Here is a 25,784-nt window from a genome sequence, read left to right as displayed (position 1 = left end):
CTGGTTTCTCGATTTGATGCGACGTTCAGCCCCGCGTCAGGCCTTTTGCGCGAGCTTGTCCTTGAGGAAATCACGCACCGGCGCCGGCTCGACGTCCTTCGCGATCACGGCGCGCCCGACGGCCTCCAGCAGGATGAAGGTGAGCTTGCCGCGCTTGACCTTCTTGTCCTGCGCCATCAGCGTCATCAGCGCGTCAGCGTCGGCAAGACCTTCCTGCGTGAAGCCAGCGATGTCCTGCAGGCGCGTCGGCAAGCCCGCTTCGATGAGGTGACGCTCGACGCGCGCCGCGTCCGCCTCGCCGATCATGCCGAGCGTCGCGGAAAACTGCGCCGCCAGCGTCATGCCGATCGCAACGCCCTCGCCGTGGAACAGGCGGTCGGAGAAACCGGTCGCCGCCTCCAGCGCGTGGCCGAAGGTGTGGCCGAGATTGAGCAGCGCGCGCTCTCCGGTCTCGCGCTCGTCGCGCGAGACGACGCCGGCCTTGGCGCGGCACGAGGTCGCGATCGCGTGTTCGCGCGCCGAGCCGCCCTTGAAGATGTCGGAATGGTTCTTTTCCAGCCAGGTGAAGAAGGCCTCGTCGCCGAGCACGCCGTATTTGGCGACCTCGGCATAGCCGGCGTGGAATTGGCGCGGCGACAGCGTGTCGAGCACGGCGGTATCGGCGATGACCAGCACCGGCTGGTGGAAGGCGCCGAGCAGGTTCTTGCCCTGCGGCGAGTTGATGCCGGTCTTGCCGCCGACGCTGGAATCGACCTGCGCCAGCAGCGAGGTCGGCACCTGCACGAAATCGACGCCGCGGCGCAGGATCGCGGCGGCAAAGCCGGCGAGATCGCCGACCACGCCGCCGCCGAGCGCGATGACGAGATCGTTGCGCTCGATCCTGGCGGCGATCAGGGCTTCGCTGACCTTTTCGAGGCCCGCATAGGTCTTGGAGATCTCGCCTTCCTCGACCACGATTCGCGAGGTCGGAATGCCGGCGGCCGCGAGCGAGGCCTCGGCCGGCTCGAGCCAGTACTTTGCGACGGTGCGGTCGGTCACGATCGCGGTGCGCACGCCGGGCCGCAAAGCTGCGACCCGCGCGCCGAGCGAGGCCAGCACGCCGCGGCCGATGACGATGTCATAGGCGCGATCGCCGAGCGCGACGTCGACATTGACGGGGTCGGAATGTTTCAGTGGCGCGGTCATCGTACGGCACTCGCGACGTCGGCGGGAGGTTGGGATGCCTGGTCGCCGCAGAGATGGGCGCGCAGCGTCTCGATGGCCTCCTCGACGATCTTGTCGTGCGGCACCTCGCGCGAGGCGATGGTGAGGTCGGCACTGCCATAGACCGGCTCGCGCTCGGTGAGGAGGCGCGTCACGGTCCCTTCGGGATCGGCGGTCTGCAGCAGCGGACGGTCGGCACGGCGGCGCACGCGGCGCATGATGACGTCGTGGTCGGCCTTGAGCCAGATCGAGATCGCCTTCGCCGCGATGCGGCTGCGCGTCTCCTCGCGCATGAAGGCGCCGCCGCCGGTCGCCAGCACGATGGGACCGCCGTCGAGCAGACGCGCGATCACGCGGGCCTCGCCGTCGCGGAAATGCGGCTCGCCGTGGCGCTCGAAGATTTCCGGTATGGTCATGCCGGCCGCGGCCTCGATCTCGGTGTCGGCGTCGACGAAGGGCAGCTTGAGCCGGGCCGCCATGCGGCGGCCGATGGTGGATTTGCCCACCCCCATCATGCCGACGAGCACGATCGAGCGCGCACCGAGCGCCGACAGGATGTCGGCCTCAGGCGAAGCTTGTATCGGCAACGCGGCGTCGGACATGGATCTCGCTCGATCTGCCGCCAAAGGCGGCATGCTTTGGCCACCTATACGACCCCGCAGGGGCCCTCGCCAGAGGACTCTTGCCACGAAACGGCGAACATGTTGGATGATTTCATTGGTTAATTTGCCCGCCAAGTCCCCTTACCGAGACCCTCTCCGAGATCTTGCCGATGCCCAGCCTGTTCCGCTTCCTGACGGTCGTCGCCGTGATCGCCGGCATCGTCTATGGCGTGATCTTCGCACTGGCGAATTTCGTCAATCCCAAGCCGCGGGAGATGACGGTGACGATCCCGGCGGATAAATTTCTCAAGAAATAGGAGCTAGGCTGCGGGGCATGCGCGCCAGACCTTCCGCCAGCAAGCCCTCGGATGCCAAGCTCGCCGGCCTGTTCCTCGACATGCTCGCGGCGGAACAGGGCGCCGGACCCAACACGCTCGATGCCTACCGCCGCGACCTCACCGATTTCTCCGAGTTCCTCGGCCGCGTCGGCCATACTTTTGCGGACGCGGAGACGCAGATCCTGCGCGACTATCTCGCCGATCTCGACACCCGCGGTTTCAAATCCACCAGCGTTGCGCGGCGGCTGTCGGCGATGCGGCACCTCTATCGCTTCCTCCTGAACGAGCGGATCAGAACCGACGATCCCGCGGCGATCCTGTCCGGCCCCAAGCGCGGCCGCGGCCTGCCGAAGGTGCTGTCGATCGCGGACGTCGACCGCATGCTCCGCCGCGCCAAGGAATTGAGCGAAGCGCAGGATGCCTCGCCCGCCAGGGGGCTGCGCGCCTTGCGGCTCTATTGCCTGCTCGAGGTGCTCTACGCCACGGGCCTGCGCGTCTCCGAGCTGGTGGCGCTGCCGCGTTCGGCGGCCAAGCGCGACGCCCGCATGATCTTGGTGCGCGGCAAGGGCAACAAGGAGCGGCTGGTGCCGCTCAACGAGGCCTCGCGACAGGCGATGGCGGATTATCTCAGCGCAACGGAAGCGGCAAAGGCCGACAAGAAGAACAGTGTCGCCGCCTCGAAATGGCTGTTCCCCTCGTTCGGCGAGAGCGGGCATCTGACGCGGCAGCATTTTGCCCGCGACCTCAAGGAGCTCGCAATTGCCTCCGGGCTGCAGGCCCGGCTGGTCTCCCCCCACGTGCTGCGCCACGCATTTGCCAGCCACCTGCTGCACAACGGCGCCGACTTGCGCATCGTGCAGACCCTGCTTGGCCACACCGACATCTCGACCACCCAGATCTACACCCATGTGGTGGAGGAGCGCCTGAAGAGCCTGGTGCGCGACCTGCACCCGCTCGCGGAGAAGTAGATTTTGCGAACGGTGCGCTCCCTCTCCCGCTTGCGGGAGAGGGTCGGGGAGATGGCGTCTTCGCAACGGGACAATCCCCCAAAGGATAGAACCCTCACCCGGCGCTTCCCCCCGACCTCTCCCGCAAGCGGGAGAGGTGAACCAACCGCCTTGACTTCGACCACATCTCCGCAGAAAGAGCCGGGGCCTCACGGATGATTTGGCGGGTTGCCCAGGAGCCCACAAGCCAACCCATTGAAGAAGCTACACTTCTTTTTGCAGGTCCAAATCCGCTTCGCCGCTTCGCCCCGTCCTCCCTATATTGAGTTGATGCCAGACCAGATGCGCAGCTATCTCGACTTCGAAAAGCCGGTCGCCGAGCTCGATTCCAAGGTCGACGAGCTGCGGACGCTCGCCGCTTCCGGCACCGACATCAGTGATGAGATCGGGCGGATCGAGGACAAGGCAGCGCAGGCGCTGGCCGACCTCTATCTGAACCTGACGCCGTGGCAGAAGACGCTGGTCGCGCGGCATCCGCAGCGGCCGCATTTCAACGACTTCATCAAGGGCCTGATCACCGAGTTCACCCCGCTCGCCGGCGACCGCAAGTTCGGCGAGGACGAGGCGCTGGTCGCGGGCTTCGGCCGTTTCCGCGGCGAGGCCATCTGCGTCATGGGCCAGGAAAAGGGCGATTCCACGGAGAGCCGCATCAAGCACAATTTCGGCATGGCGCGGCCCGAGGGCTATCGCAAATGCGTGCGGCTGATGGAGATGGCCGAGCGCTTCGGCCTGCCGGTGCTGTCGCTCGCCGATTCCGCCGGCGCCTATCCCGGCATCGGCGCGGAAGAGCGCGGCCAGGCCGAGGCGATCGCGCGCTCGACCGATGCCTGCCTGGCGCTGACCGTGCCGAACGTCGCCATCATCACCGGCGAGGGCATGTCGGGCGGCGCCATCGCCATCACCACCGCCAACAAGGTCCTGATGCTGGAGCACGCGATCTACAGCGTGATCTCGCCCGAGGCCGCCTCCTCGATCCTCTGGCGCGACGGCACCAAGGCGCAGGAAGCCGCCAACAACATGAAGATCACCGCCCAGGACATGCTGCGCTTCGGGGTGATCGACAGCATCCTGAAGGAGCCGGTCGGCGGTGCCCATCGCGACCCCGCCGCCATGATCGCCACCACGGGCGATGCCATCGCCAAGGCTTTTGACGAGCTCCGGGGCCTCGACGGGGATGCCGTCCGCAAGCATCGTCGGCAGAAATTTCTCGATATCGGCCGGAAACTGAGCTGATTCGACCGGTTTTGGTGCCGTAACGGCGGCACGCCCCCTCCCCGCAGGCGGGGGAGGCGAAGAGCCCCCGGTAACCCCGCGTTAACCCTTTTTTTGCCCAAATCGGCGATCTCAGTGGTGGTTTGGCCCGAGGGCCCAAGTAAAGCCTGAAGTTTAGTCTCTGTTGACCATGCTACTGGGCCAACGGGCTCGTGATCCCCGCTCGGGTTGCGACCACATGACCCAGAGGTTAGAATTTTAATCAATGGCTTCAGGGCATAAGCGCTGGAGCGTGATTGCGAAAAAGCCCGTCACGACGGGTCCGGTTCTCCGGTCGGATCATGCTTCAAGGAATTGGGGTTCGCGCTGCTTGCCCGGCACGGTGTGGGGTCCATCTTGATTTCTCGTTCGCTTGTTCGCGCGCTTTTGGCTCCGGTTGCGCTCGCCGCCAGCATTCTGCTGGCCGGCTGCGACACCGACCAGGTTTCGCTTGCGACCAATGCCAAGGCCAACCAGCCGGTGCCGCCAAAGCTTCTCGCCGCGATGGTCGAGAAGGACATGGACCTGCAATCGCCGATCCTGATCCGCCTGTTCAAGCAGGAGGCCGAGCTCGAGGTCTGGAAGCAGACCCGCAACGGCCAGTTTGCGCTGCTCAAGACCTATCCGATCTGCCGCTGGTCGGGCGACCTCGGACCGAAAGTGCGCGAAGGCGACCGGCAGGCGCCGGAGGGATTCTACTCGATCAATCCGAGCCAGATGAATCCGCAATCGGCCTATTACCTGTCCTTCAACACCGGCTATCCCAACGCGTTCGACAAGGCTCTGGGGCGCAGCGGCTCGCAGCTGATGGTGCACGGCGATTGCTCCTCGCGCGGCTGCTACGCGATGACGGACGAGCAGATCGCCGAGATCTATTCGCTCGGGCGCGAATCCTTCTTCGGCGGCCAGAAGGCGTTCCAGCTCCAGGCCTATCCGTTCAGGATGACGCCGGTGAACATGGCCAAGCACCGGAACAATCCGAACATGCCGTTCTGGAAGATGATCAAGGAAGGCTATGATCATTTCGAGGTGACGCGGCAGGAGCCGAAGGTCGATTTCTGCGAGAAGAAGTACGTGTTCGATGCGGCCAAGGCGCCCGACGCGAAGCGCGATCCGGTGTTCGACGCGTCCGCAAAATGCCCGGCCTATGTGATCCCCGAGGACATCGCCAGCGCCGTGCGCGAGAAGGAGGCCCGCGACCAGGCCGAGTACGCCAAGCTGGTCTCGCGCGGCACGCCGGTTGCGCGCATGAACACCGGCATCGACGGCGGCATGAACAAGATCTTCGCCGCGAAGATTCCGGAAGGATCGACCGGCCTGTCGGAGGGCGCCGAAGGCACGACCCTGCAGATGCTGGCGATGGCGAAGGCGCCGGGCACGATCCCCGGCCACGTCAATCCGCCCAAGCCGAACCTCGATGCGGCCGCGCCCTCGCCGCAGGAAGAGCCCGTCGTCGCCGTCAGCGCGCCCGCCGCCAACGCCCGCGTCGCCACCGCCGCTCCCGCCGAGAAATCCGGCTTCTTCTCCAACCTCGGCCGCAAGATGGGCCTGGGCAGCGCCGACACCACGGCAACCACGCCGCCGCCGCCGCAAGCCACGGCGTCCGTTGCTCCCGCCACGACACCGCCGACCGCAGCGTCGAGGCTGAAGGCTGCGGTGACCCGGTTCGTGCCGGGCCATGACAAGTCCAAGGATGCCCCGAAGCAGGCCGTTGCAGCGAAGCCGGTCGAGCCGGCGAAGCCCGATACGCGGCTTGCCGCGACGCGCCCCGCACTGAAGCCGTCAGTATCGGATGGCGCCAGTGAAGCCACCCAGATCATGGGCGCCGCGCCGGTGGTGCAGTCGAACTCGTTCGACAGCCGGTTTGGGGCGGTGAAGTAAAGGGCGACTGCGGTCGCCCCATTCAATTCAAGTTCGAAGCTGTAGTTTCTCGCAACAGCGTATCACCGTCACCCTGAGGCGGCCGCTTCTTGAGCGGCCCTCGAAGGGCGACGGCCCGGCTGGCCGGCTCGGCCGGGCATCGTTCGAGGCTCGTGGCGCGATGCTATGCATCGCGCCACGAGCACCTCAGGATGACAGGGCTGAAGCGTGTAGGCTGCGAGGAAAACACGCGGTAGTGACACACGCCCCTACGGCGCCAGATATCGCAGCAGTTCCGGATTGCCTCGCACCTGGCCCGCTTCCCCCTGCAGCGCGACGCGGCCGCGGTCCAGCACATAGGCATAGTCCGCAACACGCAGCGCGAGATCGAGATGCTGCTCGACGATGATCACCGCAATGTTCTTCGCGAGCTCGATCAGGCGCTCGGTGATCTCCTCGATGACGCCGATCCAGACGCCCTCCGTCGGCTCGTCCAGCAGCAACAGCTTGGGATCGCCCAGCATGGCGCGGCCGATCGCGAGCATCTTGCGCTCGCCGCCGGAGAGGGTGCCGGCGGGCTGATCGAGACGCTGGCCGAGTTTCGGGAAGATGGTCAGCACGTGGTCGACGGCGTCGGCCTTCTTGCTCGCGAGCGAGCCGACGGCGAGATTGTCGCGCACCGACAGGCGCGCGAACACCGAATGCTCCTGCGGGACGTAGCCGATGCCGGCGCGGACACGCTCTTGGGTCGCGCGGCGGCTGATGTCGCGGCCGTCGAAGGCGACCTCGCCCTTCCACGCCGGCAGCTCGCCGACGATGGTCTTCATCAGCGTGGTCTTGCCGGCACCGTTGCGCCCGAGCACGGCGACGCCGCCGCGCCAGGGAATGCCGAGGTTGACGTCGAACAGGACCTGGCTGCGGCCATAGCCGGCGTCGAGATGCTTGATGTCCAAAAATTCAGGCACGGCGCAGATAAATCTCCTGAACGGCCTTGTTGGCCTGGATCTCCGACACCGTGCCCGACGCCAGCACCTTGCCCTGGTCGAGCACGGTGAGGCGATCGCAGATGTCGCGGATGAAATCGAGGTCGTGCTCGACGATGACCAGCGAGCAATGCTTTTTGATCGGCTGCAGCAATTCGCCGGTGACGCGGCGCTCCTCCAGGCTCATGCCGCCGGTCGGCTCGTCCAGCAGCAGCAGTTTCGGCTTGGCGGCGAGCGCCATCGCGATCTCCAGCCATTGCTGCTGGCCGTGCGACAGGGCCGCTGCCGCATCGAAGGCGCGATCGGCGAGGCGGAACTGCGTCAGCATGGTCATGACCTGGTCGTGCAGCAGCCTGCGCGTCCGCGAGAACACGAGGTCGACCAGCGAGGACTGCGCCTGCAGCGCGAGCAGGATGTTGTCGTAGAGCGTCAGCGTCGGCAGAACGCTGGTGATCTGGAATTTCAGGCTCATGCCGGCGCGGGCGCGCTCGGTCGGCGTGAACGCGGTGATGTCGGTGTTGATGAAGGAGACCTTGCCCTGGGTCGGCACCTCGGCGCCGGCGATGCACTTCATCAGCGTGCTCTTGCCGGAGCCGTTCGGCCCGATCAGGCCGTGAAACTCGTTCTCGCCGACGGTGAGCGCCGCACCGTCGAGCGCGGTGAGCTTGCCGAAGATCTTCTTGACGTCGGTGGCTTCAAGGAGCGGCATTGCGCTTCTCCTTGTTGGTGTCCCCTGGCTCCGCACCGAAGCTTCCGACCCGCTCGCGCTCGCCGAGCACGAAGCTGATCAGGCCGAGCGGCCGGAACAGGATCACCAGCAGCAGCAGCAAGCCCAGAATGATCGGCCAGATGTCGCGATAATTGTCCGACAGCCAGAAGCTGACACCCTCGACGATGACGGCGCCGATCACGGCGCCGATCAGCGTGCCGGAGCCGCCGAACAGCACATAGAGCACCACTTGCGTCGAAACGACGACGCCGACCATGTTGGGCCAGACGAAGCCCTCGTGGAAGGCATAGAGGCTACCCGCCATCCCCGCGACGGCGCCGCCGATCGCGAAGATGATCGCTTTCAGATGCTGCGCCTTGTAGCCGAAGAAGGCGATGCGCTGCTCGTTCTCGCGCAGGCCCGCGAGCGCCAGCCCGAATTGCGATCGCACCAGGAAACGGCAGAGCAGGTAGACCACGACGAGGATGCCGAGCACGAGATAGTAGAACGCCGGTCCTTCCGTGAACTCGTAGCCGCCGAGCGTCATCGGCGCGATCGAGGGGATGCCGTTCTGGCCGCCGAGATAATACCAGCCGCGGGCGAGCCGATCGGCGGCATAGGAGCCGGTCAAGGTACCCAGCGAGACGAAGATCACGCTGGAGGGATGCCGGCCCAGCAGCAGGAAGCCGCCGAGCAAGAGCGCGAAGGTGAGACCGATGATCGTGCCCGCCGGCAGCACCAGGAAAATGTTGGTGATGTCGAGGTCGCGCGCGAGCAGCGCGACGCCATAGCCGGCCGAGCCGAAGAACAGGGCCTGGCCGAAGCTCATGATGCCGGCATAGCCCCACACCAGGTCGAACGACAGCGCGAACAACGCCAGGATGATCACGCGCGTCGCGAACACCGTGAGATAGTCCTGCAGCACCAGCGGCGCGAGCAGCGCAGCGACAAGCACGACGCCCTCCACGATCGGCAGGATTTTTCGCCCCGAACCGGCTCGCTCTGCTGATCCGTGTTCAACCATGACGACGTTCTGCTCCCCGCCGATCTCGGCGGGGACGGCCTGATTCACTACGCCCATCGCTTTCGGCATTCGACTCTAGCATTCCTTGGGATCGACGAGGCCGTCGCTGCGGCCGACGATCTCGTAGTTCCCGCCCTTGGCGACCGCGGTGTACATTTTCATCTTGCAGTGCCGCTTGCCCGGCACCATCTCGGCGGGTCCGCCCGGGCCTTCGGCGATCTTGGCGTGGTCGAGCGCGGCGGCAACTGACTCGCGATCGATCTTGCCGGCTTCTTTCACCGCGGCTTCCCACAGCTTGAGGCCGCGGTAAGTGCCGGTCGCAGCACTGCCGGCGGCGAACAGGAAGTTGCCGGGGAAATCCTTTTCGTAGGCCGCCTGGATTTTCGCGTCGAACGGGTTCTCCTTGGTCAGCACCTTGAAATAGTCGAGGCAGCTGGCGAGGCCCTCGATCTCGGCGGCTTGGTTGATGTTGAGCGTGTTCTCGTCATAGTAGACGCAGGCGAGCCGGCCGCCGTTCTTGAGGAAGCCCGCTTCATAGAGCTGCTTGAAGAACGGGCCGACACCGGGCGGAATGACGGTGTTGAAGACGACGTCGACCTTGTTGGAGATGATGCGGTTGACGGTGGAGGAGAAGTCGACCTGGTCGAGCGGGTAGTATTCCTCGAACACGACTTCGCCGCCGTTCGCCTCGATCACCTTGCGGGCGTAGACGTTGAGCGTGTGCGGCCAGACGTAATTGGCGCTCGGCAGCGCGAACTTCTTGCCGCCGTTCTTGATCAGCCACGGGATGAATTCGTCGCATTGCTGCGCCGGCGTCGGACCGGTGCAGAACAGATAGGGCGTGCACTCCTTGCCCTCGTAGAGTTGCGGATAGATGTAGAGCGTCTTGCCGCGCGCCACGATCGGGTCCTTGATGGCGTTGCGCATCGACGAGGTGATGCCGCCCAGCACCATGTCGACCTTGTCGCGCTGGATCAGCTTTCGCACGTTGCCGACGGCGACGGATTCGTTCGAGGCGGTGTCCTCGATATAGAGCTCGAGCGGGCGGCCGAGCATGCCGCCGGCGGCGTTGATCTCCTTGATCACCATCTTCGCGACGTTGGCGTCGGCATTGCCGGCGTAGGCGATTGGACCGGTGAGGTCGGTGGCGATGCCGACCTTGATCGGGGCTTCAGCCGCATTGGCCCAGGGCGCCGGGATCACCCAGCTGCCGACGCCGGTCGCGACCGCGCCGGATGCAAAAGCGAAATTAGAAAGAAAGCGGCGGCGTGAAAGCTGCGTACGATCGAACATGTGACTAAACCCCTTTTCCAGCGATGAGGCCCTGCGGGCGGAATTTGATGAAGACGATGGCGAGCACGAAGACGAGGACATCGGCGACGACGGGTGCCATTACCCACGGCAGCGCGGCGCTGAGCGTGCCGATAACGCCGGCGCCTGCGACCGGCCCGATGAAGGAGCCGACGCCGCCGACCATCACTGCGACGAAACCCTGGATCAGGAAGCGCAGGCCGAGATCGGCATAGAGGCTGAACACCGGCACGATCAGCGCGCCGGCAAGGCCGGCGAGCGCGGAGCCGAATGCGAAGGTGGCGCCGTACATCAGGGGCGTGGAAATGCCCGAGGCCCGCGCCAGCGACGGATTTTCGAGCGTGGCGCGCATGCGCAGGCCAAAGTTGGTGCGCGACAGCAGGAGATAGCAACCGGCCATCACAAGCAGCGTGATGACGATGATGGTGAAGCGCCAGGCCGAGATGTGCATGGCGCCGATGTCGATCGAGCCGCCGATCGGCTCGGGCACGGTGAGATAGAAGCCGCCGATCAGGCCGCGCACGGATTCGCGGATGATCAGGCCGAGCGCATAGGTGCCGAGCATGGCCACGATCGGCGCGGCGTAGAATCGCCGGATGATGAGCGCCTCCAGCACGAAGCCGAGCGCGCCGACCACGAACGGCGCCGCGACCATGCCGGCCCAGATCGGCAGGCCCTTGGCGTAGGCGAGATAGGTGATGTAGGCCCCGAGCAGGACGAACTCGCCTTGCGCGAAGTTGAAGATGCCCATCATGCTGGCAATGATCCCGAGCCCCAGCACGATCAGGACGATGATCGCGCCGAAGCTCAGGATCTCGAACGCCGCGACGAACGCGTTAGCCATACCTTGCTGCCCCGTCCGCCTGCATCGATGCCGCGCTCACATCTTTTTCCAGTCGCCGATCTGCTCGAACGCATGCGCGGCGCGATAGATGGTGGATTCCTCGAACATGCGGCCGACCAGCATCAGGCCGACGGGCAGGCCGTCCACCATGCCGCAGGGCAACGACATCGCGGGATGATGGGTGATGTCGAACGGGGCGGTGTTGGCGATCATCTCCAGTGCGCGGGCGACATAGTCCTCGCGGCTGGCGGTCGGCTCCGGCAGCTTGGTCGCCTTCATCGGCGTCGTCGGCAGCAGCAGCAGGTCGTAGTCCTTGAAGGCCTTGTCGTAGGCCGCGGTCAGGCGGCGCGAGATGTTGAGCGCCTTGCCGTAGTAGCGCGGGCCGAAATTGTTGTTGATGTAGGTGCCGAGCAGCAGGAACAGTTTTGTGGTCTCGGATAGCGAATCCGCCTGCCGGCGCCAGCCGCGATGAAAATCCATCAGCGAGGTGGAGTAGAGATCGGAGCGGCTCAGGCCATAGCCGTCGCCATACATCATGGTCTGGGTCATGCCTTCGGTGCCGATCGGGGTCCAGATCGCGGGACCGAGGAGATGCATCGGGATCGAGACGGTCTCGACCGTCGCACCCAGGTCCTTGAAGCGCTTGGCGGCCTCGCGAACGCTTTCGTTGACGGCGGCTTCCGCGGTCGGCTGCTCAAAGCCTTCTTTCAAAATGCCGATCTTCATGCCCTTGACGCCCTGGCCGAGCGCCTTGGTGTACTCCTCGACCTTCGGCGCCTTGATGCGGGGATCATAGCCGTCGTCGCCGGCCAGCACCTCCAGCAGCAGCGCGTTGTCGGCAACGGTTGCCGTCATCGGGCCGGTGTGGTCGACGAAAATCTCGATCGGCATGATGCCGGTGTAGGGCACGAGGCCCCAGGTCGGCTTCATGCCGTAGGTGCCGCAGAACGAGGACGGCATGCGGATCGAGCCGCCCTGGTCGCCGCCGATCGCCATGTCGACCTCCCCGAGCGCGACGACGACGCCAGAGCCCGAGGACGAGCCGCCGGCCGAATAGCCCATCTTGTGAGGGTTATGCACCGCCCCGACCGCGCCGGTGTGGCTGCCGCCGGACATGCAGAAGGATTCGCAATGCACCTTTCCGGCGATCTCGGCGCCGGCATCGAGCATGCGGGTGACGATGGTGGCGTCGAAATCGGGGATGTAGCCTTCCAGCGTCGCCGAGCCGTTCATCATGGGAACGCCGGCGAGCATGATGTTGTCCTTGAGCGCGACGGTCTTGCCCTTGAGCTTGCCGCTGGCGGCGCCCTTCACGGTCGACTTGCGGTACCAGGCGTTGCGCGGGTTCTCCTCCGGCGAGGGCCGATAGCCCGGCGTGCGCGGGTATTTGACCTCCGGAACTTCGTCCGGCATGGCGCCGACCAGATTGTAGGCCTCGATCGAGCCCTGCATCAGGCCGCGGAACGAGGCGACGTCTTCGTCGGTCAGCGCGAGGCCGCACTGCTCGGCGACGCTGCGCAATTGGGCAGGCGTGGGAAGGGCAACTGTCACGGCGCTCTCCTGGAGTTTCTTGATCCCTGGCGTTGGAGCCTCTTGAACGCGCCTGCGGGGCGCGAACCAGTCGGCTTCACGTCGATATTACAGACGGAAATATTTTCCTTTTCAAGTATTATTTCGAGGATCTGCCGTCCGGAGGGACAACTGGCGTTCAGATGGTCCCGATCAGCTTGAAGTCGAGACCGTCCGCCTCGGCGAGGTACATCGGCATCTCGGCGCGGCCATCGCGGATGGTGACGGGACCGCGGCCCGCCGAATAGACGGTGTTGCGCGCCGCCCTCAGCAGCGGGCGAAAGGCCAACGAGCCGGCACGGTTGGCCACAGACTCCAGGAACCGCAGCCCCTCGTAGTTCGACTGGCCGACCGAGCCGACCGGCGGGGCGTGCGGGCCGAACATCGCTTGGTAGCCGCTGAGGAACTCGTCATTGGCCCGCGAAGCCATGCAGTTGAAATAGCCGGAGGCGCAGAACAAATTCTCGGTGTTGTCGGCGCCGATGCCGAGAAGCACGGTCTCGTCCATCGCGCCCGCAAGCCGCAGCGTCGAAGTGGCCAGTCCCGCCTCCGCAAAAGCGCGGTTGAAGGTGATGCTGTCGGTGCCGATCAGCGAGATCAGCACCACGTCCGGCTTGGCGGCGCGGATGCGCGCCAGATGCGGCTCGTGGTTGTCTTCGCCGACTGGGACGAACTCCTCGCCGACGACCAGGCCGCCGGCCTCCTTGATGTAGCGCTTCACCGCGCGATGAGACTGCCAGGGCCAGACGTAATCGCTGCCGATCAGATACCAGCGCGCCGCCTTCTTGACGTCCGCGAGCCAGTGAATCGACGGCCGGCTCTGCCAGCGCGGCGTCTCGCCGATCGCCATCACGCCCGGCGTGCGCTCGCCGCCCTCATAGACCGGCGTGTAGATGTAGGGGATGCGGCTGCCGGTGACCTTGCGCAAGGCGACACGGACCGCGCTGATATGAGAGCCCATGATGAGGTCGACCTCGTCGAAGGCGATCGCCTGCTCGGCGCGCCGCACCACCTCGTCGATCGGGCCGCCGGAATCGTAGATCGACAGTTCCAGCTCTCGCCCCAGAATGCCGCCGCGCTTGTTGATCTCGGCGACCGCCAGCATCGCGCTGTTGGTCGAGGTCGGGCCCCAGATCCCGGGCGAGCCGGTGAAGGTGAGGAAATTGCCGATGCGGAGCTTGTTGCGCGCGCCGCGGCGCTTCATGAAATGCGCGTCGATCGGAGACAGGTCGAAGTCGGTCGCGACGGGCGACAGATTCCTGAACAGCATGGACGGCGGCAACGCCGGGCCGCCGTGAGCCGGGAAGTTTACCGTCGCGCGCACGCCAACTCCTGTCTGGCACCAGACTTGAAAGCACATTCAGCAGGCGGTCGCGGCATCCGCCCTTTTGTTAGGCAACGATCCTATTGGAAAATATTGAATGTTCAAGGATTGAAGTGCATATAGATGCAGCATTAGTTGCAAGACATTCGCTCATTTGCACCGATACGAAGTCTCAGCCGTGGCCAAACCGCAGAACTCACCTATCACCGAACACCTCGCTTATCTGCTCGCGCAGGCCAACCGGGAAATCAACCGGCAGCTGGAACTGCGCCTGAGCAAGGAAGGCGTTCCCGTCGAGCAATGGCGCATCCTCAAGGTGCTGTCGGACGGCGATGGCCACTCGATGGGCGAGCTCGCGGACGCCGTGCTGCTCAACCATCCGACGCTGACCAAGATGATCGACCGCATGGTCTCCGACACGCTGGTCTATCGCGTGCAGGACCCCAACGACCGCCGCAAGGTGCTGATGTTCATCTCCGACCGCGGCAAGGTGCTGAGCAAGAAGCTCAACTCGCTCGCGGCGGATCAGGAGGAGCACATCCTCGAAAGCTACGGTGACAAGTCGACGAGCGAATTGAAGCGGTTGCTGGAGAGCCTGATCGACAGCTCGAATTGAGTGGGCTTGGCGGGCTCTATCAACGCCTCGTCCCGGACAAGCGGAGCGCAGATCCGGGAGCCATAACCACAGGACGTGGTTGTTTCAAAGATTGGTCGTTGCGATTGTTCGCAGCACGACGGTAGAGAGTGAGGCGCCGACGTCGCGCCTCACACCTGGTCGCTAGGCATACCGCCCGTGGCAGTGCTTGTACTTCTTGCCTGAGCCGCAGGGGCAGTCCTCGTTGCGGCCGATCTTGCCCCAGGATGCCGGGTTCTTTGGATCGCGCAGCGCGGCGTCCGTGGCCTGCGCTCCGAGCGTGACGCTGGCGAGCGCCATTTCGTCCTCGCCCGTGTTGGGGTCGAACTTGTGCGCTTCCATCGGCGGCAGCACCGGGGCTTCCTGCTCCGGCGGGACAATCTCGACCCGCATCAGCTGCGCGGTGACGGCCTCGCGCAAATGAGCGCTCATCTCCTGGAAGAGATTGAAGGCCTCGGTCTTGTACTCCTGCAGCGGATCGCGCTGACCGTAGCCGCGCAGGCCGATGACCTGGCGCAGATGGTCGAGCATGATCAGATGCTCGCGCCAGAGATGGTCGAGCGTCTGGAGCAGGATGGTCTTCTCGACGTAACGCATCACGTCGGGACCCCATTGCCCGACCTTGGCCGCCATATGCTCGTCGGCGCGGGTCTCGATGCGCGTGAGCAGCTCCTCGTCGGCGATGCCCTCTTCCTTGGCCCAGTCGTCGACCGGCAGGTCGAGATCGAGCACTCGCTTCAGCTCTTCCTTCAGGCCGGCAACATCCCACTGCTCGGCATAGGCATGCTCGGGCACGTGCTTGGCGACGAGGTCGTCGATGAAGGCATGGCGCATGTCGGTGACGGTCTCGGCGACGCTGTCGTCCTTCATCAGATCGACGCGCTGGTCGAAAATCACCTTGCGCTGGTCGTTCTGGACGTTGTCGAACTTGAGCAGGTTCTTGCGGATGTCGAAGTTGCGGGCCTCGACCTTCTGCTGCGCCTTCTCCAGCGCCTTGTTGATCCAGGGATGGATGATGGCCTCGCCCTCCTGCAGGCCGAGACGCTGCAGCATGCTGTCGAGGCGATCCGAGCCGAAGATGCGCATCAGATCGTCTTCCAGCGACAGGAAGAACTTCGAGCGGCCGGGGTCGCCCTGACGGCCGGAACGGCCGCGGAGCTGGTTGTCGATGCGGCGGGATTCGTGACGCTCGGAGCCGATGATGTAGAGGCCGCCGGGCTTCTTCACGGTCTTGGCGGGCTTGCTGCCCTTCGCCGGTTCGATCTCGACGGTCTCTTCCGCCTTCAGCACGATATCGCGGAAATGCTCGATGTCGGCCTTGATCTGCTCGATCTTCTTGGCCTTCTCGGCCTCGTCCTCGATCCCTGCGGTCTCCTGCTGGATCCGCATCTCGAGCGAGCCGCCGAGCTTGATGTCGGTGCCGCGGCCGGCCATGTTGGTCGCGATCGTGATCGCGCCGGGGACGCCGGCTTCGGCGACGATGTAGGCTTCCTGCTCGTGGAAGCGCGCGTTCAGGACCGCGAACAGCTTCGCCGGCTTGTTGGCGCGCGCCGCGGCGTACAGCTTCTGCATCGAATTCTCGTTGCCGAAATCGATCTGCCGGTAGCCGTGCTTCTTGAGATATTCGGCGATCACTTCCGACTTCTCGATCGAGGCGGTGCCGACCAGCACCGGCTGCAATCGCGAATTGGCGCGCTCGATCTCGGCCAGGATCGCGGCGTATTTCTCGTTCTGGGTGCGATAGACCTCGTCATCCTCGTCCAGACGGGCGACCGCCAGATTGGTCGGGATTTCCACGACCTCGAGCTTGTAGATGTCGAACAGTTCGTCGGCTTCCGTCAGCGCAGTGCCGGTCATGCCGGCGAGCTTTTCGTACATCCGGAAATAGTTCTGGAAGGTGATCGAGGCCAGCGTCTGGTTTTCCGGCTGGACCTGGACGTGCTCCTTGGCTTCCAGCGCCTGGTGCAGGCCTTCGGAATAGCGCCGGCCGGCCATCATGCGGCCGGTGAACTCGTCGATGATCACGACCTCGTCGTCGCGGACGATGTAATCCTTGTCGCGCGTGAACAGCGTGTGGGCGCGCAGGGCCTGGTTGATGTGGTGCACGACGGAGACGTTCTCGACGTCGTAGAGCGACTCGCCCTTGAGCTGGCCGGCGTCGCGCAGCAGCCCCTCGATCTTCTCCATGCCGGCTTCGGTGAGCGTCACCGTGCGCTGCTTCTCGTCGACCTCGTAGTCGGTCTTGTCGAGCCTCGGCAGGAACGAGTCGATGGTGTTGTAGAAGTCGGAGCGATCGTCGAGCGGGCCGGAGATGATCAGCGGCGTGCGCGCTTCGTCGATCAGGATGGAGTCGACCTCGTCGACGATGGCGTAGAAGTGCGGCCGCTGGACCATGTCCTCGAGCCGGTACTTCATGTTGTCGCGCAGATAGTCGAAGCCGTATTCGTTGTTGGTGCCGTAGGTGATGTCGCAGGCATAGGCCATCTTGCGCTCGGCATCGTCGAGACCGTGCACGATCACGCCGGTGGTCATGCCGAGGAAGCCGTAGATCTGGCCCATCCAGCCGGAGTCGCGGCGGGCGAGGTAGTCGTTGACGGTGACGACGTGGACGCCCTTGCCGGCGAGCGCGTTGAGGTAGACCGCGAGCGTTGCGACCAGCGTCTTGCCTTCGCCGGTCTTCATCTCGGCGATGTCGCCCTCGTGCAGCACGATGCCGCCGATCAGCTGGACGTCGAAATGGCGCTGGCCGAGCGTGCGCTTGGCCGCCTCGCGCACCGTGGCGAAAGCGGGGACCAGGAGGTCGTCGAGCGTCTTGCCCTCGGCGAGTTGCTGCTTGAACTCGGCGGTGCGGGCCTTGAGCGCCTCGTCGGAGAGTTTCGAGACCTCCGGCTCCAGCGCGTTGATCGCGTTGACGCGGGATTGGTATCCCTTCACCCGCCGGTCGTTGGCGGAGCCGAAAAACTTGCGGGCGAGCGCGCCGATCATGCCTTGTTCCTGTGTTCGCGATTCAACCGCGTTGCAGCCAAGAGGTTGTCACCCGCCTGCCTATCAACTCACCGTGACGCCTGCTGGCGCCAGAGCCCGGACTGCGGGAGGTCATCCGCCATATGGGTGGGAATTGGGCAAGTCTGGGTTCAACGGCCAAAAACGCAGCAAAATAAACGCCATCGCCATGGTCGCGACCGGGCAGAGATATGGCCCGGTCAGGGCCTTGTCAACGGCGGGCGCATTGCGGCCAAATCATCATTTTGACAGACTTTTCGCGTTGCCAAGCCCCCCTGAATTGGGCGAGTGTCCGCCCCGCTCGAGCAGCCCCCTGCTTCAACAAAAGGATTTTCCATGACCACCTCGTTCCCGGTAACCAAAACCGGCCTGCGCTTCGGCCTCGCCACCGCCCTCGTGGGCTGCCTTGCGCTGGCGCTGATCGCGGGTCCCGGCCGGGCTGCCGACGATCCGGTGCTGGCGAAGGTCAATGGCGCTGAAATCAAGAAGAGCGACGTCGCCATGGCCGAGGAGGAACTCGGACCGAGCCTCGCCCAGATGGACCCGGCGACCAAGGACGAGAACGTCCTGTCCTTCCTGATCGACATGAAGATCGTCGGCAAGGCGGCCGAGGACAAGAAGATCGCCGCCGGCGAGGAGTTCAAGAAGCGCCTGGCGTTCGCCCGCAACCGCCTCCTGATGGACAGCCTGCTCGCGGGCGAAGGCAAGGCCGCCACCACCCCCGACGCCATGAAGAAGGTCTATGAGGAGGCCTCCAAGCAGATCACCGGCGAGCAGGAAGTGCGCGCCCGCCACATCCTGGTCGAGACCGAGGACGAGGCCAAGGCGGTGAAGGCCGAGCTCGACAAGGGCGCTGATTTCGCCGAACTCGCCAAGAAGAAGTCCAAGGATCCGGGCTCGGCCGACGGCGGCGACCTCGGCTTCTTCACCAAGGAGCAGATGGTGCCGGAATTCTCCGCCGTCGCCTTCGCGCTTGAGCCGGGCAAGATCTCCGACCCCGTGAAGTCGCAGTTCGGCTGGCACGTCATCAAGGTCGAGGAAAAGCGCAACCGCAAGGCGCCGGACTTCGAGCAGGTCAAGGCCCAGATCGAGCAGTACGTGACCCGCAAGGCCCAGGCCGATTACGTCGCCAAGCTGCGCGCGGAAGCCAAGGTCGAGCGCATGGACCAGGCCGACGCGTCCAAGGACGCCAAGCCGGCCGACGCGGCCAAGCCTTCCGATGCCAAGCCTTCCGATGCCAAGCCTTCCGATGCCAAGCCTTCCGATGCGAAGCCTTCCGATGCGAAGCCGTCCGACAGCAAGATGGCGCCGCCGGCGAAGAAGTAAGAATTCGCTGTCACTTCACGGACGCCAATAGTATCTAACGTCGCAATGGCCGGGCAGAAAGTGCGAAGCACGTCTTCGCACTGGATGTCCCGGCCATCTGCATATCCAGACCTCACCAAGGCGCCCCGCGATGTCCTCCTCCGTCTCCCCCCTCGCCCCGAAAAACGTTCCCGACATGCCCGTGATCGCGGGCGTCCGTCTCGCGACGGCCGAGGCCGGCATCCGCTACAAGAGCCGCACCGACGTGCTGCTGGCGGTGATGGACAAGGGCACCGCGGTCGCCGGCGTCTTCACCAAGTCGAAATGCCCCTCCGCCCCGGTGGAATGGTGCCGCGCCAAGCTGAAGGGCGGCAAGGCGCGCGCCCTCGTCGTCAATTCGGGCAACGCCAATGCCTTCACCGGCAAGACCGGCCGCAGCTCCACCGCACTGACAGCGAAGATCGCAGCCAAGGCCGTCGGTTGCAGCGAAAGCGAGATCTTTCTCGCCTCGACCGGCGTGATCGGCGAGCCGCTGGACGCAACCAAGTTCGACGGCGTGCTCGGCCGCCTCGCCGAGACTGCCGAGGCCGGCGATTATCTCGCTGCTGCCAAGGCGATCATGACCACCGACACCTTCCCGAAGGTCGCGACAGCGACCGTGAAGCTCGGCAAGGCCAGGGTCACCATCAACGGCATGGCCAAGGGCGCCGGCATGATCGCCCCCGACATGGCGACGATGCTGTCCTTCATCTTCACCGACGCGCCGATCGCGCCCGCCGCGCTACAGGCTTTGCTCAAGAGCGGCGTCGAGGACACGTTCAACGCGGTGACGATCGACGGCGACACCTCGACCTCGGACACGCTGCTGGCCTTCGCCACCGGCGCTGCTGCAGAACACGGCGCGCCGAAGATCAGCCGCGCCAGCGATCCGCGCCTGAAAGCCTTCGTCAAAGCCTTCAACCAGGTGCTCGCCAATCTCTCCGAGCAGGTCGCCCGCGACGGCGAAGGGGCGCGCAAGCTGGTCGAGATCACCGTCGAGGGCGCCAAGACCAAGGCCTCGGCGCGCAAGATCGCGATGTCGATCGCCAACTCGCCGCTGGTCAAGACCGCGATCGCCGGCGAGGACGCCAATTGGGGCCGCGTCGTAATGGCGGTCGGCAAGGCCGGCGAGCCGGCCGACCGCGACAAGCTCTCGATCTCCTTCAACGGCATCCGCGTCGCCAAGAGCGGCGCGCGCGATCCCGACTACGACGAGGCGCAGGTGTCGGAAGCGATGAAGGCGCCGGAGATCGCGATCAAGGTCTCGCTCGGCCTCGGCAAGGGCCGCGACCGCGTGCTGACCTGCGACCTCACCAAGGAGTATGTCGCGATCAACGGGGATTACAGGTCGTAAGCGGACGCCGATGGCCGATCTCAAACTGACATTGGTGGTGGCCTGCGCGCTGGTCGACGCCGACAAGCGCGTCCTGATCGCGCAGCGCCCGCCGGGCAAGACGTTGGCCGGCCTCTGGGAATTCCCCGGCGGCAAACTCGAGCCCGGCGAGCGGCCGGAGCAGAGCCTGATCCGCGAGCTGCACGAGGAGCTTGGTATCACCGTCGCCGAGCCGTGCCTGGCCCCGCTGACCTTTGCCAGCTACGCCTACGAGAGCTTCCATCTCCTGATGCCGCTCTACATCTGCCGGCGCTGGGAAGGACAGGTAGAACCGCGCGAAGGCCAGACCCTCGCCTGGGTCCGTGCCAACAAGCTGCGCGACTATCCGATGCCGCCGGCGGACATTCCGCTGATTCCGCATCTGATTGATTTGCTGATGTGAGTTCAGACCTCATCCTGAGGAGCCGCGAAGCGGCGTCTCGAAGGATGGCCCCGGGTGAGAGCCGGGCCTCAATGGTTCGCGACGGCGCTGACGCGCCTCCTCACCATGAGGAGCTACGTCTCTCCCGCCTTCTTCACCGCCTCCGCCAGGCTCGCTTTGGCCGATCCCGGCTTCAGCGGCTGCTGCTGGCTCGCGTGGGGGGCCCAGCCGGAGAGCCAGATGATGTCGAACGTCGCGCGGATGCGGCCATCCGGGTCGGCGAACCGTTCGGCATAGATTTCGGCCATCCGCAGCAGCGTCGCGCGCCGGCTCGGTGTGCGGCGCCGCTCGATCAGCACATTGGTGGCTCCCATGCGGCGGAGGTCCTGCATCAGCCCGAATGCGTTGCCATAGCGCACCACGACGCGATCGACGTCGGTAACCGGCAGCGCGAAGCCCGCCCGCTGCAACAGCGCGCCGATGTCGCGCAGATCGGCGAAGGGTGCCACGCGCGGCGACACACCGCCCTCACGTTCGGCTTCCGCCGCGGCAAAGGCCTGACGCAGCTCGGTCAGGCTGTCGCCGCCGATCATCGCCGCTAGCAGCAACCCATCCGGCTTCAGCGCGCGGCGGATTTGCGCGAGCACACCCGGCAGGTCATTGACGAATTGCAGCGCCAGCGCCGAGACGAGGAGGTCGATGCTTTCGGCTGCGAAAGGCAATTTTTCTTCGACCGCTTCACCAAGCGCAATCCGCTGGAGCGACGGCAACTGCGCGCGCAAGGCCGCCAGCCCTTCGCCGGGCGTCCAGAGATCAGCCGCCGCGCCAAACTCCCGCATCACCGCGGCCAGCCGGTCGGACATGTCTTCGGTCGCCCGATCTAGCAGGAAGCTCACAGCCCCCTGTGCCTGCGCACGCTGTTGCCGCGCGTGCAGCAAAGCGCGATCGAACAAGGCGGGCGGGGTTTGCGCATTCTGAGCCATGCCGATGGTTACGCCGATCACGACGGTTCTGGCAATCCACTGCGTGTGGCGCTAGCCTCCCCTCACGGAGAGCCGACACCGCCGCCTCGCGTTCCAGGCTAACAATGTGCGCCAACTTCGCGGCGCGACGGAGCATCAGACGATGATCACCTGTTACCTGCGATACGAGGTCCCTCCGGACAAGCTCGCCGAATTCGAGGCTTACGGCAGGATGTGGCTGGAACTGCTGCCAAGATTCGGCGGCGTCCACCACGGGTACTTCCTGCCGTCGGAGGGGGCGAGCGACGTCGCGCTGGCGATGTTCAGCTTCCCGAGCTTTGCGGCCTACGAGCAATATCGGAAAGACAGCGCCGAAGACCCGGACGTCCAGAAGGCGATCGCCTTTGCAAGGGAAACGCACTGCTTCCACCGTTATGAGCGATCGTTCTTCCGACCCGTGCTCCCGAAAGAGCCGTAGTCCGATGGACGCCGGGGCATCACGCTCCATCTCGAGCCATCTGCGCGGCGCGCTCGGTGCCTGCCGTAACGCGCTTGCGCATCTTCCGCGGCTGACGCTCGACATTGCGCTACCGACCCTGTGCGTATCCTGCCGCGAGCCGGTCGATGGCGAGGGCGTGTGCGCGGCCTGCTGGGCAAAACTGTCGTTCATCGAGCGGCCCTATTGCCCGCGGCTTGGCATCCCTTTCGTTTATGACCCCGGCCCCGACATGCTGTCGATGGAGGCGATCGCGAGCCCGCCCGCTTACCAGCGAGCCCGCGCCGCGGTGCGCTATGACGATGTCGCCCGCACATTGGTGCATGCGCTCAAATACCAGGACCGCACCGATCTGGCGCCCGCGATGGGCCGCTGGATGGCGCGCGCGGGCGGCGAGCTGCTCGCCGGGGCCGACATGCTGGTGCCGGTTCCCCTGCATTGGCGGCGGGCCTGGCGGCGCCGCTACAACCAGTCCGGCGCGCTGGCGCGAATCATCGAACGGCAGAGCGGAGTGAGGTTGCGGGGTGAGGTGCTGCGCCGGGTGCGCGCCACCGAGCAGCAAATCGGCCTGTCGCGGGCCCAGCGCGCCACAAATGTGCAGGGAGCATTCCAGGTATCCCCCGACCGTCAGGCTGAGGTACAGGGCCGCCGCATCATCCTGATCGACGACGTCCTGACGTCAGGGGCGACGCTGGACGCCTGCGCCCGTGCCTTGCTGCGCGCCAGAGCGGCCCAGGTGGACGTGCTGGTCTTTGCCCGGGTTGTGGAGGTCAGGTGAAGTCCCATATAATTCAATGAATTTCATGACATGAGAGCGCCAGGCGACATGACCGCTGCTGTCGAGATCTACACCAGGCCGGGCTGCGGCTATTGTTCCGCCGCCCGGTCACTGCTGACCCGCAAGAAGGCGACCTTCACGGAATTCGATGTCGCCAAGAACCCGGACTGGCGCCAGCAGATGTACGATCGCGCCGGCGACGGGGCGACCTTCCCGCAGATCTGGATCGGCGGAACCCATGTTGGCGGCTGCGACGAGCTCTATGCACTCGACCGCGAGGGCAAGCTCGACGGCATGCTCGAAAACGTCAAGGCGGAGTCATGAGCGACAACAGGACCTTCACCGCCGCGATGGTGCAGATGCGCACCGGCCTGATGCCGGAGCCGAGCCTCGCGCAGGCTACCCGGCTGATCCGGCAGGCTGCGGCCAACGGCGCCGACTACGTGCAGACGCCCGAAGTCAGCAACATGATGCAGCTGAACCGCAAGGCGTTGTTCGAGCACCTCCAGAGCGAAGAGGACGACAAGTCGCTCGAGGCCTATCGCGCGCTCGCGGCCGAGCTGAAGATCCACATCCATGTCGGCTCGCTGGCGCTGCGCTTCTCGGAAGAGAAGGCGGTGAACCGCTCCTTCCTGATCGGACCCGAGGGCAATGTGCTCGCGAGCTACGACAAGATCCACATGTTCGACATCGAGCTGCCGGACGGCGAGAGCTATCGCGAATCCGCCAATTACCAGCCGGGCGAGACGGCCGTGATCTCCGACTTGCCCTGGGGCCGGGTCGGGCTGACGATCTGCTACGATGTGCGCTTCCCCGCGCTCTACCGCGCGCTGGCCGAAAGCGGCGCGTCCTTCATCACCGTGCCCTCGGCCTTCACCCGCAAGACCGGCGAAGCGCATTGGCACATCCTGCTGCGCGCCCGCGCCATCGAGACCGGCTGCTTCGTGTTCGCTGCGGCGCAGGCAGGCACCCACGAGAACAAGCGTGAGACCTACGGCCATTCGCTGATCATTGATCCCTGGGGCGAGATCCTCGCGGAGGGCGATGTCGAGCCCGGCATCATCATGGCCAGAATCGATCCGGCCAAGGTCGAGACCGCGCGCCGCGCCATCCCCTCGCTCCAGCACGGCCGCCGCTTCGGCGTGGCCGATCCCAAGGCCGGACCGGACCATCTGCACCTCGTGCGGGGATCGGCATGATCCGCTACGCGCTTCACTGCGACCGCAACCACGACTTCGAGAGCTGGTTCCAGAGTTCGTCGGCCTATGATTCGCAGGTGAAGCGCAAGCTGGTGACCTGCCCGATCTGCGGTTCGGCCAAGGTCGACAAGGCGATCATGGCCCCGCGCATCGTCGGCAAGAAGGGGCGCGGACCCGCAACGCCGCCGCCCGAGCTCGCCACCACGACCGCGGCGCCCGAGGCTGCGCCATCCGGACCGACCTCGCTGATGATGGCGCAGGAGCGCGAGCTGCGCGCCAAGCTGAAAGAGCTGCGCGATCACATCGTGAAAAACGCCGACAATGTCGGCGAGCGCTTCGCCAACGAAGCCCGCGCGATGCATTACGGCGACAAGGAGCACCGCCCGATCTATGGCGAGGCCTCGCCGGATGAGGCCAAGTCGCTGATCGACGAAGGCATCGAGGTCTCGCCGCTCCCGACGCTGCCGGAAGACCGGAACTGACGCGCGAGGTGCGTCAGACTCCCACCAACACCGCCACGCCGATGACAATCAGCGCAATGCCGATGATTTCGCGCGGCGCGATCGGCTGCTTGAACGAATAATAAGCCACCGCCTGCGCGAACAGCACCTCGATCAGAGCGAGCGTGCGGACGTTGGCGGCGGCCGTCAGCGCGAACGCCAGGAACCAGAACTGCGAGGCGAAGGCGCCCATGAAGCCGGCCAGCAGCGACGGCTTCCACAATCCCAAAATCGACTGAAGCACCTTTGGTGCGCGCCAGAGCAGATAGATCGTCAGGATCAGCGTCTGTACGAACAGGCCGAGCACCAGCGTGAACGATGCCGCCGTCACGAACGAGACATCAGGCACATTGATGATGGCGCCGCGAAAACCGACCGCAGAAAGCGCGAAGGCTGCAGCCGCGACGAGGCCGGTGATGGTCGGCTTCAGCTCGGCAAAGCTCTTCTCGCCGCCGGGCCGCAGCGCCGTGATGACGACGCCGATGGTCGCGATCACGATCGCGAGCACCTTCAGCCAGGTGAGATGATCACCGAGGAAGACGAAGCCGAAGATCGCGGTCTGGATCGCCTCGGTCTTCAAATAGGCTGTCGTCACCACGAAGGAACGATCGTTCATCGCGAGCAGCATCAGGCCGGTGGCGACGATCTGGCTGAGTGCGCCGAGCAGGAGCCACGGCCAGAACACCGTCGGCGGCGCGTTGAGATGATCGCCGGTCGCCACCAACACCGCAGCCAGAAACAGCAGCGAGAACGGGAAGCCGAACAGGAAGCGGATATTGGTCGCGCCCCAGGTCCCCAGCGGCTTCGTCAGCGACCGCTGCATCGCATTGCGCGCGACCTGACCTAGCGCGGCGACGATTGTGAAGGGAATCCAGAGGTTGGCGACAGTGAGCATGGGTGGGGCTGGAGGCTGCTAATGCGGGAAAGGCACAGCTAACCTGCAAGCTACCGTCTACGCGGTCAACCACACGGGCGTCATGGGAGCGATGCTCTCGCAACACGCAGGCTGTCGTCCCGGCGAAGTCCATGCGCTCGCAGGGACGACAGCGTCTGTGGAGGAGCAGCTCTCACCTCACCCACACCCGCCCC

Annotated in this window: 25 protein-coding genes; 13 read left to right on the top strand and 12 right to left on the bottom strand. The window is 65.2% G+C overall.

Annotated features, from left to right (window positions below; translation table 11 throughout):
- Nucleotides 1-36: 36 nt before the first annotated feature.
- Both aroB and NR187_RS00555 read right to left on the bottom strand, forming a co-directional pair.
- Nucleotides 37-1,185 carry a 3-dehydroquinate synthase gene (gene aroB / locus NR187_RS00560; RefSeq protein WP_256805469.1) on the bottom strand — a complete coding sequence of 383 codons (1,149 nt, stop codon included), beginning with the start codon at nucleotides 1,183-1,185 and terminating at the stop codon, nucleotides 37-39.
- On the bottom strand, nucleotides 1,182-1,805 hold the full coding sequence (locus NR187_RS00555) for a shikimate kinase (protein ID WP_256805468.1): 624 nt from the start codon (nucleotides 1,803-1,805) through the stop codon (nucleotides 1,182-1,184). Before NR187_RS00555 ends, aroB begins: the two co-directional genes overlap by 4 nt.
- A gap of 170 nt (nucleotides 1,806-1,975) precedes the next feature.
- Between NR187_RS00555 and NR187_RS00550 the strand changes: the two genes are divergently transcribed.
- From NR187_RS00550 to NR187_RS00535, 4 genes are all read left to right on the top strand, one after another.
- Nucleotides 1,976-2,122 carry a histidine kinase gene (locus NR187_RS00550; protein ID WP_211386140.1) on the top strand — a complete coding sequence of 49 codons (147 nt, stop codon included), beginning with the start codon at nucleotides 1,976-1,978 and terminating at the stop codon, nucleotides 2,120-2,122.
- A gap of 17 nt (nucleotides 2,123-2,139) precedes the next feature.
- Complete coding sequence (xerD, locus tag NR187_RS00545) at nucleotides 2,140-3,111, top strand: site-specific tyrosine recombinase XerD (protein WP_256805467.1); 972 nt, start codon at nucleotides 2,140-2,142, stop codon at nucleotides 3,109-3,111.
- A gap of 309 nt (nucleotides 3,112-3,420) precedes the next feature.
- On the top strand, nucleotides 3,421-4,383 hold the full coding sequence (locus NR187_RS00540) for an acetyl-CoA carboxylase carboxyltransferase subunit alpha (RefSeq protein ID WP_211386138.1): 963 nt from the start codon (nucleotides 3,421-3,423) through the stop codon (nucleotides 4,381-4,383).
- Between the two features lie 375 nt (nucleotides 4,384-4,758).
- Nucleotides 4,759-6,282 carry a murein L,D-transpeptidase family protein gene (locus NR187_RS00535; RefSeq protein WP_256805466.1) on the top strand — a complete coding sequence of 508 codons (1,524 nt, stop codon included), beginning with the start codon at nucleotides 4,759-4,761 and terminating at the stop codon, nucleotides 6,280-6,282.
- Nucleotides 6,283-6,530: 248 nt separating this feature from the next.
- On the opposite strand, the gene NR187_RS00530 is transcribed toward NR187_RS00535, so the two are convergent.
- The 7 genes from NR187_RS00530 to NR187_RS00500 form a co-directional block, all read right to left on the bottom strand.
- Entirely contained in the window at nucleotides 6,531-7,226 is a 696-nt protein-coding gene (locus NR187_RS00530; RefSeq protein WP_211386136.1) for an ABC transporter ATP-binding protein, read from the bottom strand.
- Complete coding sequence (locus tag NR187_RS00525; protein WP_256805465.1) at nucleotides 7,219-7,953, bottom strand: ATP-binding cassette domain-containing protein; 735 nt, start codon at nucleotides 7,951-7,953, stop codon at nucleotides 7,219-7,221. The genes NR187_RS00530 and NR187_RS00525 overlap by 8 nt, the downstream gene beginning before the upstream one ends.
- Entirely contained in the window at nucleotides 7,940-9,046 is a 1,107-nt protein-coding gene (locus NR187_RS00520; protein ID WP_211386134.1) for a branched-chain amino acid ABC transporter permease, read from the bottom strand. The genes NR187_RS00525 and NR187_RS00520 overlap by 14 nt, the downstream gene beginning before the upstream one ends.
- Nucleotides 9,047-9,052: 6 nt before the next feature.
- Nucleotides 9,053-10,270 carry a substrate-binding protein gene (locus tag NR187_RS00515; RefSeq protein WP_211386133.1) on the bottom strand — a complete coding sequence of 406 codons (1,218 nt, stop codon included), beginning with the start codon at nucleotides 10,268-10,270 and terminating at the stop codon, nucleotides 9,053-9,055.
- A 4-nt stretch (nucleotides 10,271-10,274) separates the two neighbouring features.
- Complete coding sequence (locus NR187_RS00510; protein ID WP_028141883.1) at nucleotides 10,275-11,132, bottom strand: branched-chain amino acid ABC transporter permease; 858 nt, start codon at nucleotides 11,130-11,132, stop codon at nucleotides 10,275-10,277.
- Nucleotides 11,133-11,168: 36 nt separating this feature from the next.
- Nucleotides 11,169-12,683: an amidase gene (locus NR187_RS00505; protein ID WP_256805464.1), complete on the bottom strand. Its 1,515-nt coding sequence runs from the start codon at nucleotides 12,681-12,683 to the stop codon at nucleotides 11,169-11,171.
- 157 nt (nucleotides 12,684-12,840) lie between these two features.
- Nucleotides 12,841-14,025 carry a substrate-binding domain-containing protein gene (locus NR187_RS00500; protein ID WP_211386131.1) on the bottom strand — a complete coding sequence of 395 codons (1,185 nt, stop codon included), beginning with the start codon at nucleotides 14,023-14,025 and terminating at the stop codon, nucleotides 12,841-12,843.
- A gap of 178 nt (nucleotides 14,026-14,203) precedes the next feature.
- Between NR187_RS00500 and NR187_RS00495 the strand changes: the two genes are divergently transcribed.
- Entirely contained in the window at nucleotides 14,204-14,641 is a 438-nt protein-coding gene (locus NR187_RS00495) for a MarR family winged helix-turn-helix transcriptional regulator (protein ID WP_211386130.1), read from the top strand.
- Nucleotides 14,642-14,803: 162 nt separating this feature from the next.
- Here the strand turns inward: NR187_RS00495 and secA are convergent, their stop codons facing one another.
- Entirely contained in the window at nucleotides 14,804-17,644 is a 2,841-nt protein-coding gene (secA, locus tag NR187_RS00490) for a preprotein translocase subunit SecA (protein ID WP_211386129.1), read from the bottom strand.
- A gap of 354 nt (nucleotides 17,645-17,998) precedes the next feature.
- On the opposite strand from secA, the gene NR187_RS00485 reads away from it, so the two are divergent.
- The 3 genes from NR187_RS00485 (at nucleotide 17,999) to NR187_RS00475 (ending at nucleotide 20,781) form a co-directional block, all read left to right on the top strand.
- Nucleotides 17,999-18,988, top strand: coding sequence for a peptidylprolyl isomerase (locus tag NR187_RS00485; protein WP_256805463.1), 990 nt, complete (start codon nucleotides 17,999-18,001; stop codon nucleotides 18,986-18,988).
- A gap of 130 nt (nucleotides 18,989-19,118) precedes the next feature.
- On the top strand, nucleotides 19,119-20,360 hold the full coding sequence (argJ, locus tag NR187_RS00480) for a bifunctional glutamate N-acetyltransferase/amino-acid acetyltransferase ArgJ (RefSeq protein WP_256805462.1): 1,242 nt from the start codon (nucleotides 19,119-19,121) through the stop codon (nucleotides 20,358-20,360).
- A 10-nt stretch (nucleotides 20,361-20,370) separates the two neighbouring features.
- Nucleotides 20,371-20,781, top strand: coding sequence for a (deoxy)nucleoside triphosphate pyrophosphohydrolase (locus NR187_RS00475; RefSeq protein ID WP_211386126.1), 411 nt, complete (start codon nucleotides 20,371-20,373; stop codon nucleotides 20,779-20,781).
- Nucleotides 20,782-20,894: 113 nt separating this feature from the next.
- Here NR187_RS00475 and NR187_RS00470 read toward each other — a convergent pair whose 3' ends face one another.
- Complete coding sequence (locus NR187_RS00470; protein ID WP_256806187.1) at nucleotides 20,895-21,743, bottom strand: methyltransferase domain-containing protein; 849 nt, start codon at nucleotides 21,741-21,743, stop codon at nucleotides 20,895-20,897.
- A gap of 142 nt (nucleotides 21,744-21,885) precedes the next feature.
- Between NR187_RS00470 and NR187_RS00465 the strand changes: the two genes are divergently transcribed.
- From NR187_RS00465 to NR187_RS00445, 5 genes are read left to right on the top strand one after another with little or no spacing between them, the layout of a single operon-like run.
- On the top strand, nucleotides 21,886-22,200 hold the full coding sequence (locus NR187_RS00465; RefSeq protein WP_256805461.1) for an NIPSNAP family protein: 315 nt from the start codon (nucleotides 21,886-21,888) through the stop codon (nucleotides 22,198-22,200).
- 4 nt (nucleotides 22,201-22,204) lie between these two features.
- A complete protein-coding gene (locus NR187_RS00460; RefSeq protein WP_256805460.1) occupies nucleotides 22,205-22,996 on the top strand; it encodes a ComF family protein in 792 nt (263 codons plus the stop codon).
- 48 nt (nucleotides 22,997-23,044) lie between these two features.
- The gene (gene grxC / locus NR187_RS00455) at nucleotides 23,045-23,320 is read left to right on the top strand and encodes a glutaredoxin 3 (RefSeq protein WP_211386124.1); all 276 of its coding nucleotides are present in this window, start codon (nucleotides 23,045-23,047) and stop codon (nucleotides 23,318-23,320) included.
- Nucleotides 23,317-24,195 carry a carbon-nitrogen hydrolase family protein gene (locus NR187_RS00450; protein WP_211386123.1) on the top strand — a complete coding sequence of 293 codons (879 nt, stop codon included), beginning with the start codon at nucleotides 23,317-23,319 and terminating at the stop codon, nucleotides 24,193-24,195. Before grxC ends, NR187_RS00450 begins: the two co-directional genes overlap by 4 nt.
- Entirely contained in the window at nucleotides 24,192-24,677 is a 486-nt protein-coding gene (locus NR187_RS00445) for a DUF1178 family protein (RefSeq protein ID WP_211386122.1), read from the top strand. Before NR187_RS00450 ends, NR187_RS00445 begins: the two co-directional genes overlap by 4 nt.
- A 13-nt stretch (nucleotides 24,678-24,690) precedes the next feature.
- Here the strand turns inward: NR187_RS00445 and NR187_RS00440 are convergent, their stop codons facing one another.
- Nucleotides 24,691-25,590 (bottom strand): EamA family transporter, encoded by a 900-nt coding sequence (locus NR187_RS00440; protein ID WP_211386121.1) that lies wholly within the window; start codon nucleotides 25,588-25,590, stop codon nucleotides 24,691-24,693.
- Between the last annotated feature and the right edge of the window lie 194 nt (nucleotides 25,591-25,784).

The sequence above is a fragment of the Bradyrhizobium sp. Bra64 genome, from assembly GCF_024519875.1.
In the GTDB taxonomy this organism is placed as follows: Bacteria; Pseudomonadota; Alphaproteobacteria; order Rhizobiales; family Xanthobacteraceae; genus Bradyrhizobium; species Bradyrhizobium japonicum_G.
Note: the sequence above shows the minus strand (reverse complement) of the source record. Positions and strands in the feature narration are given on the sequence as shown.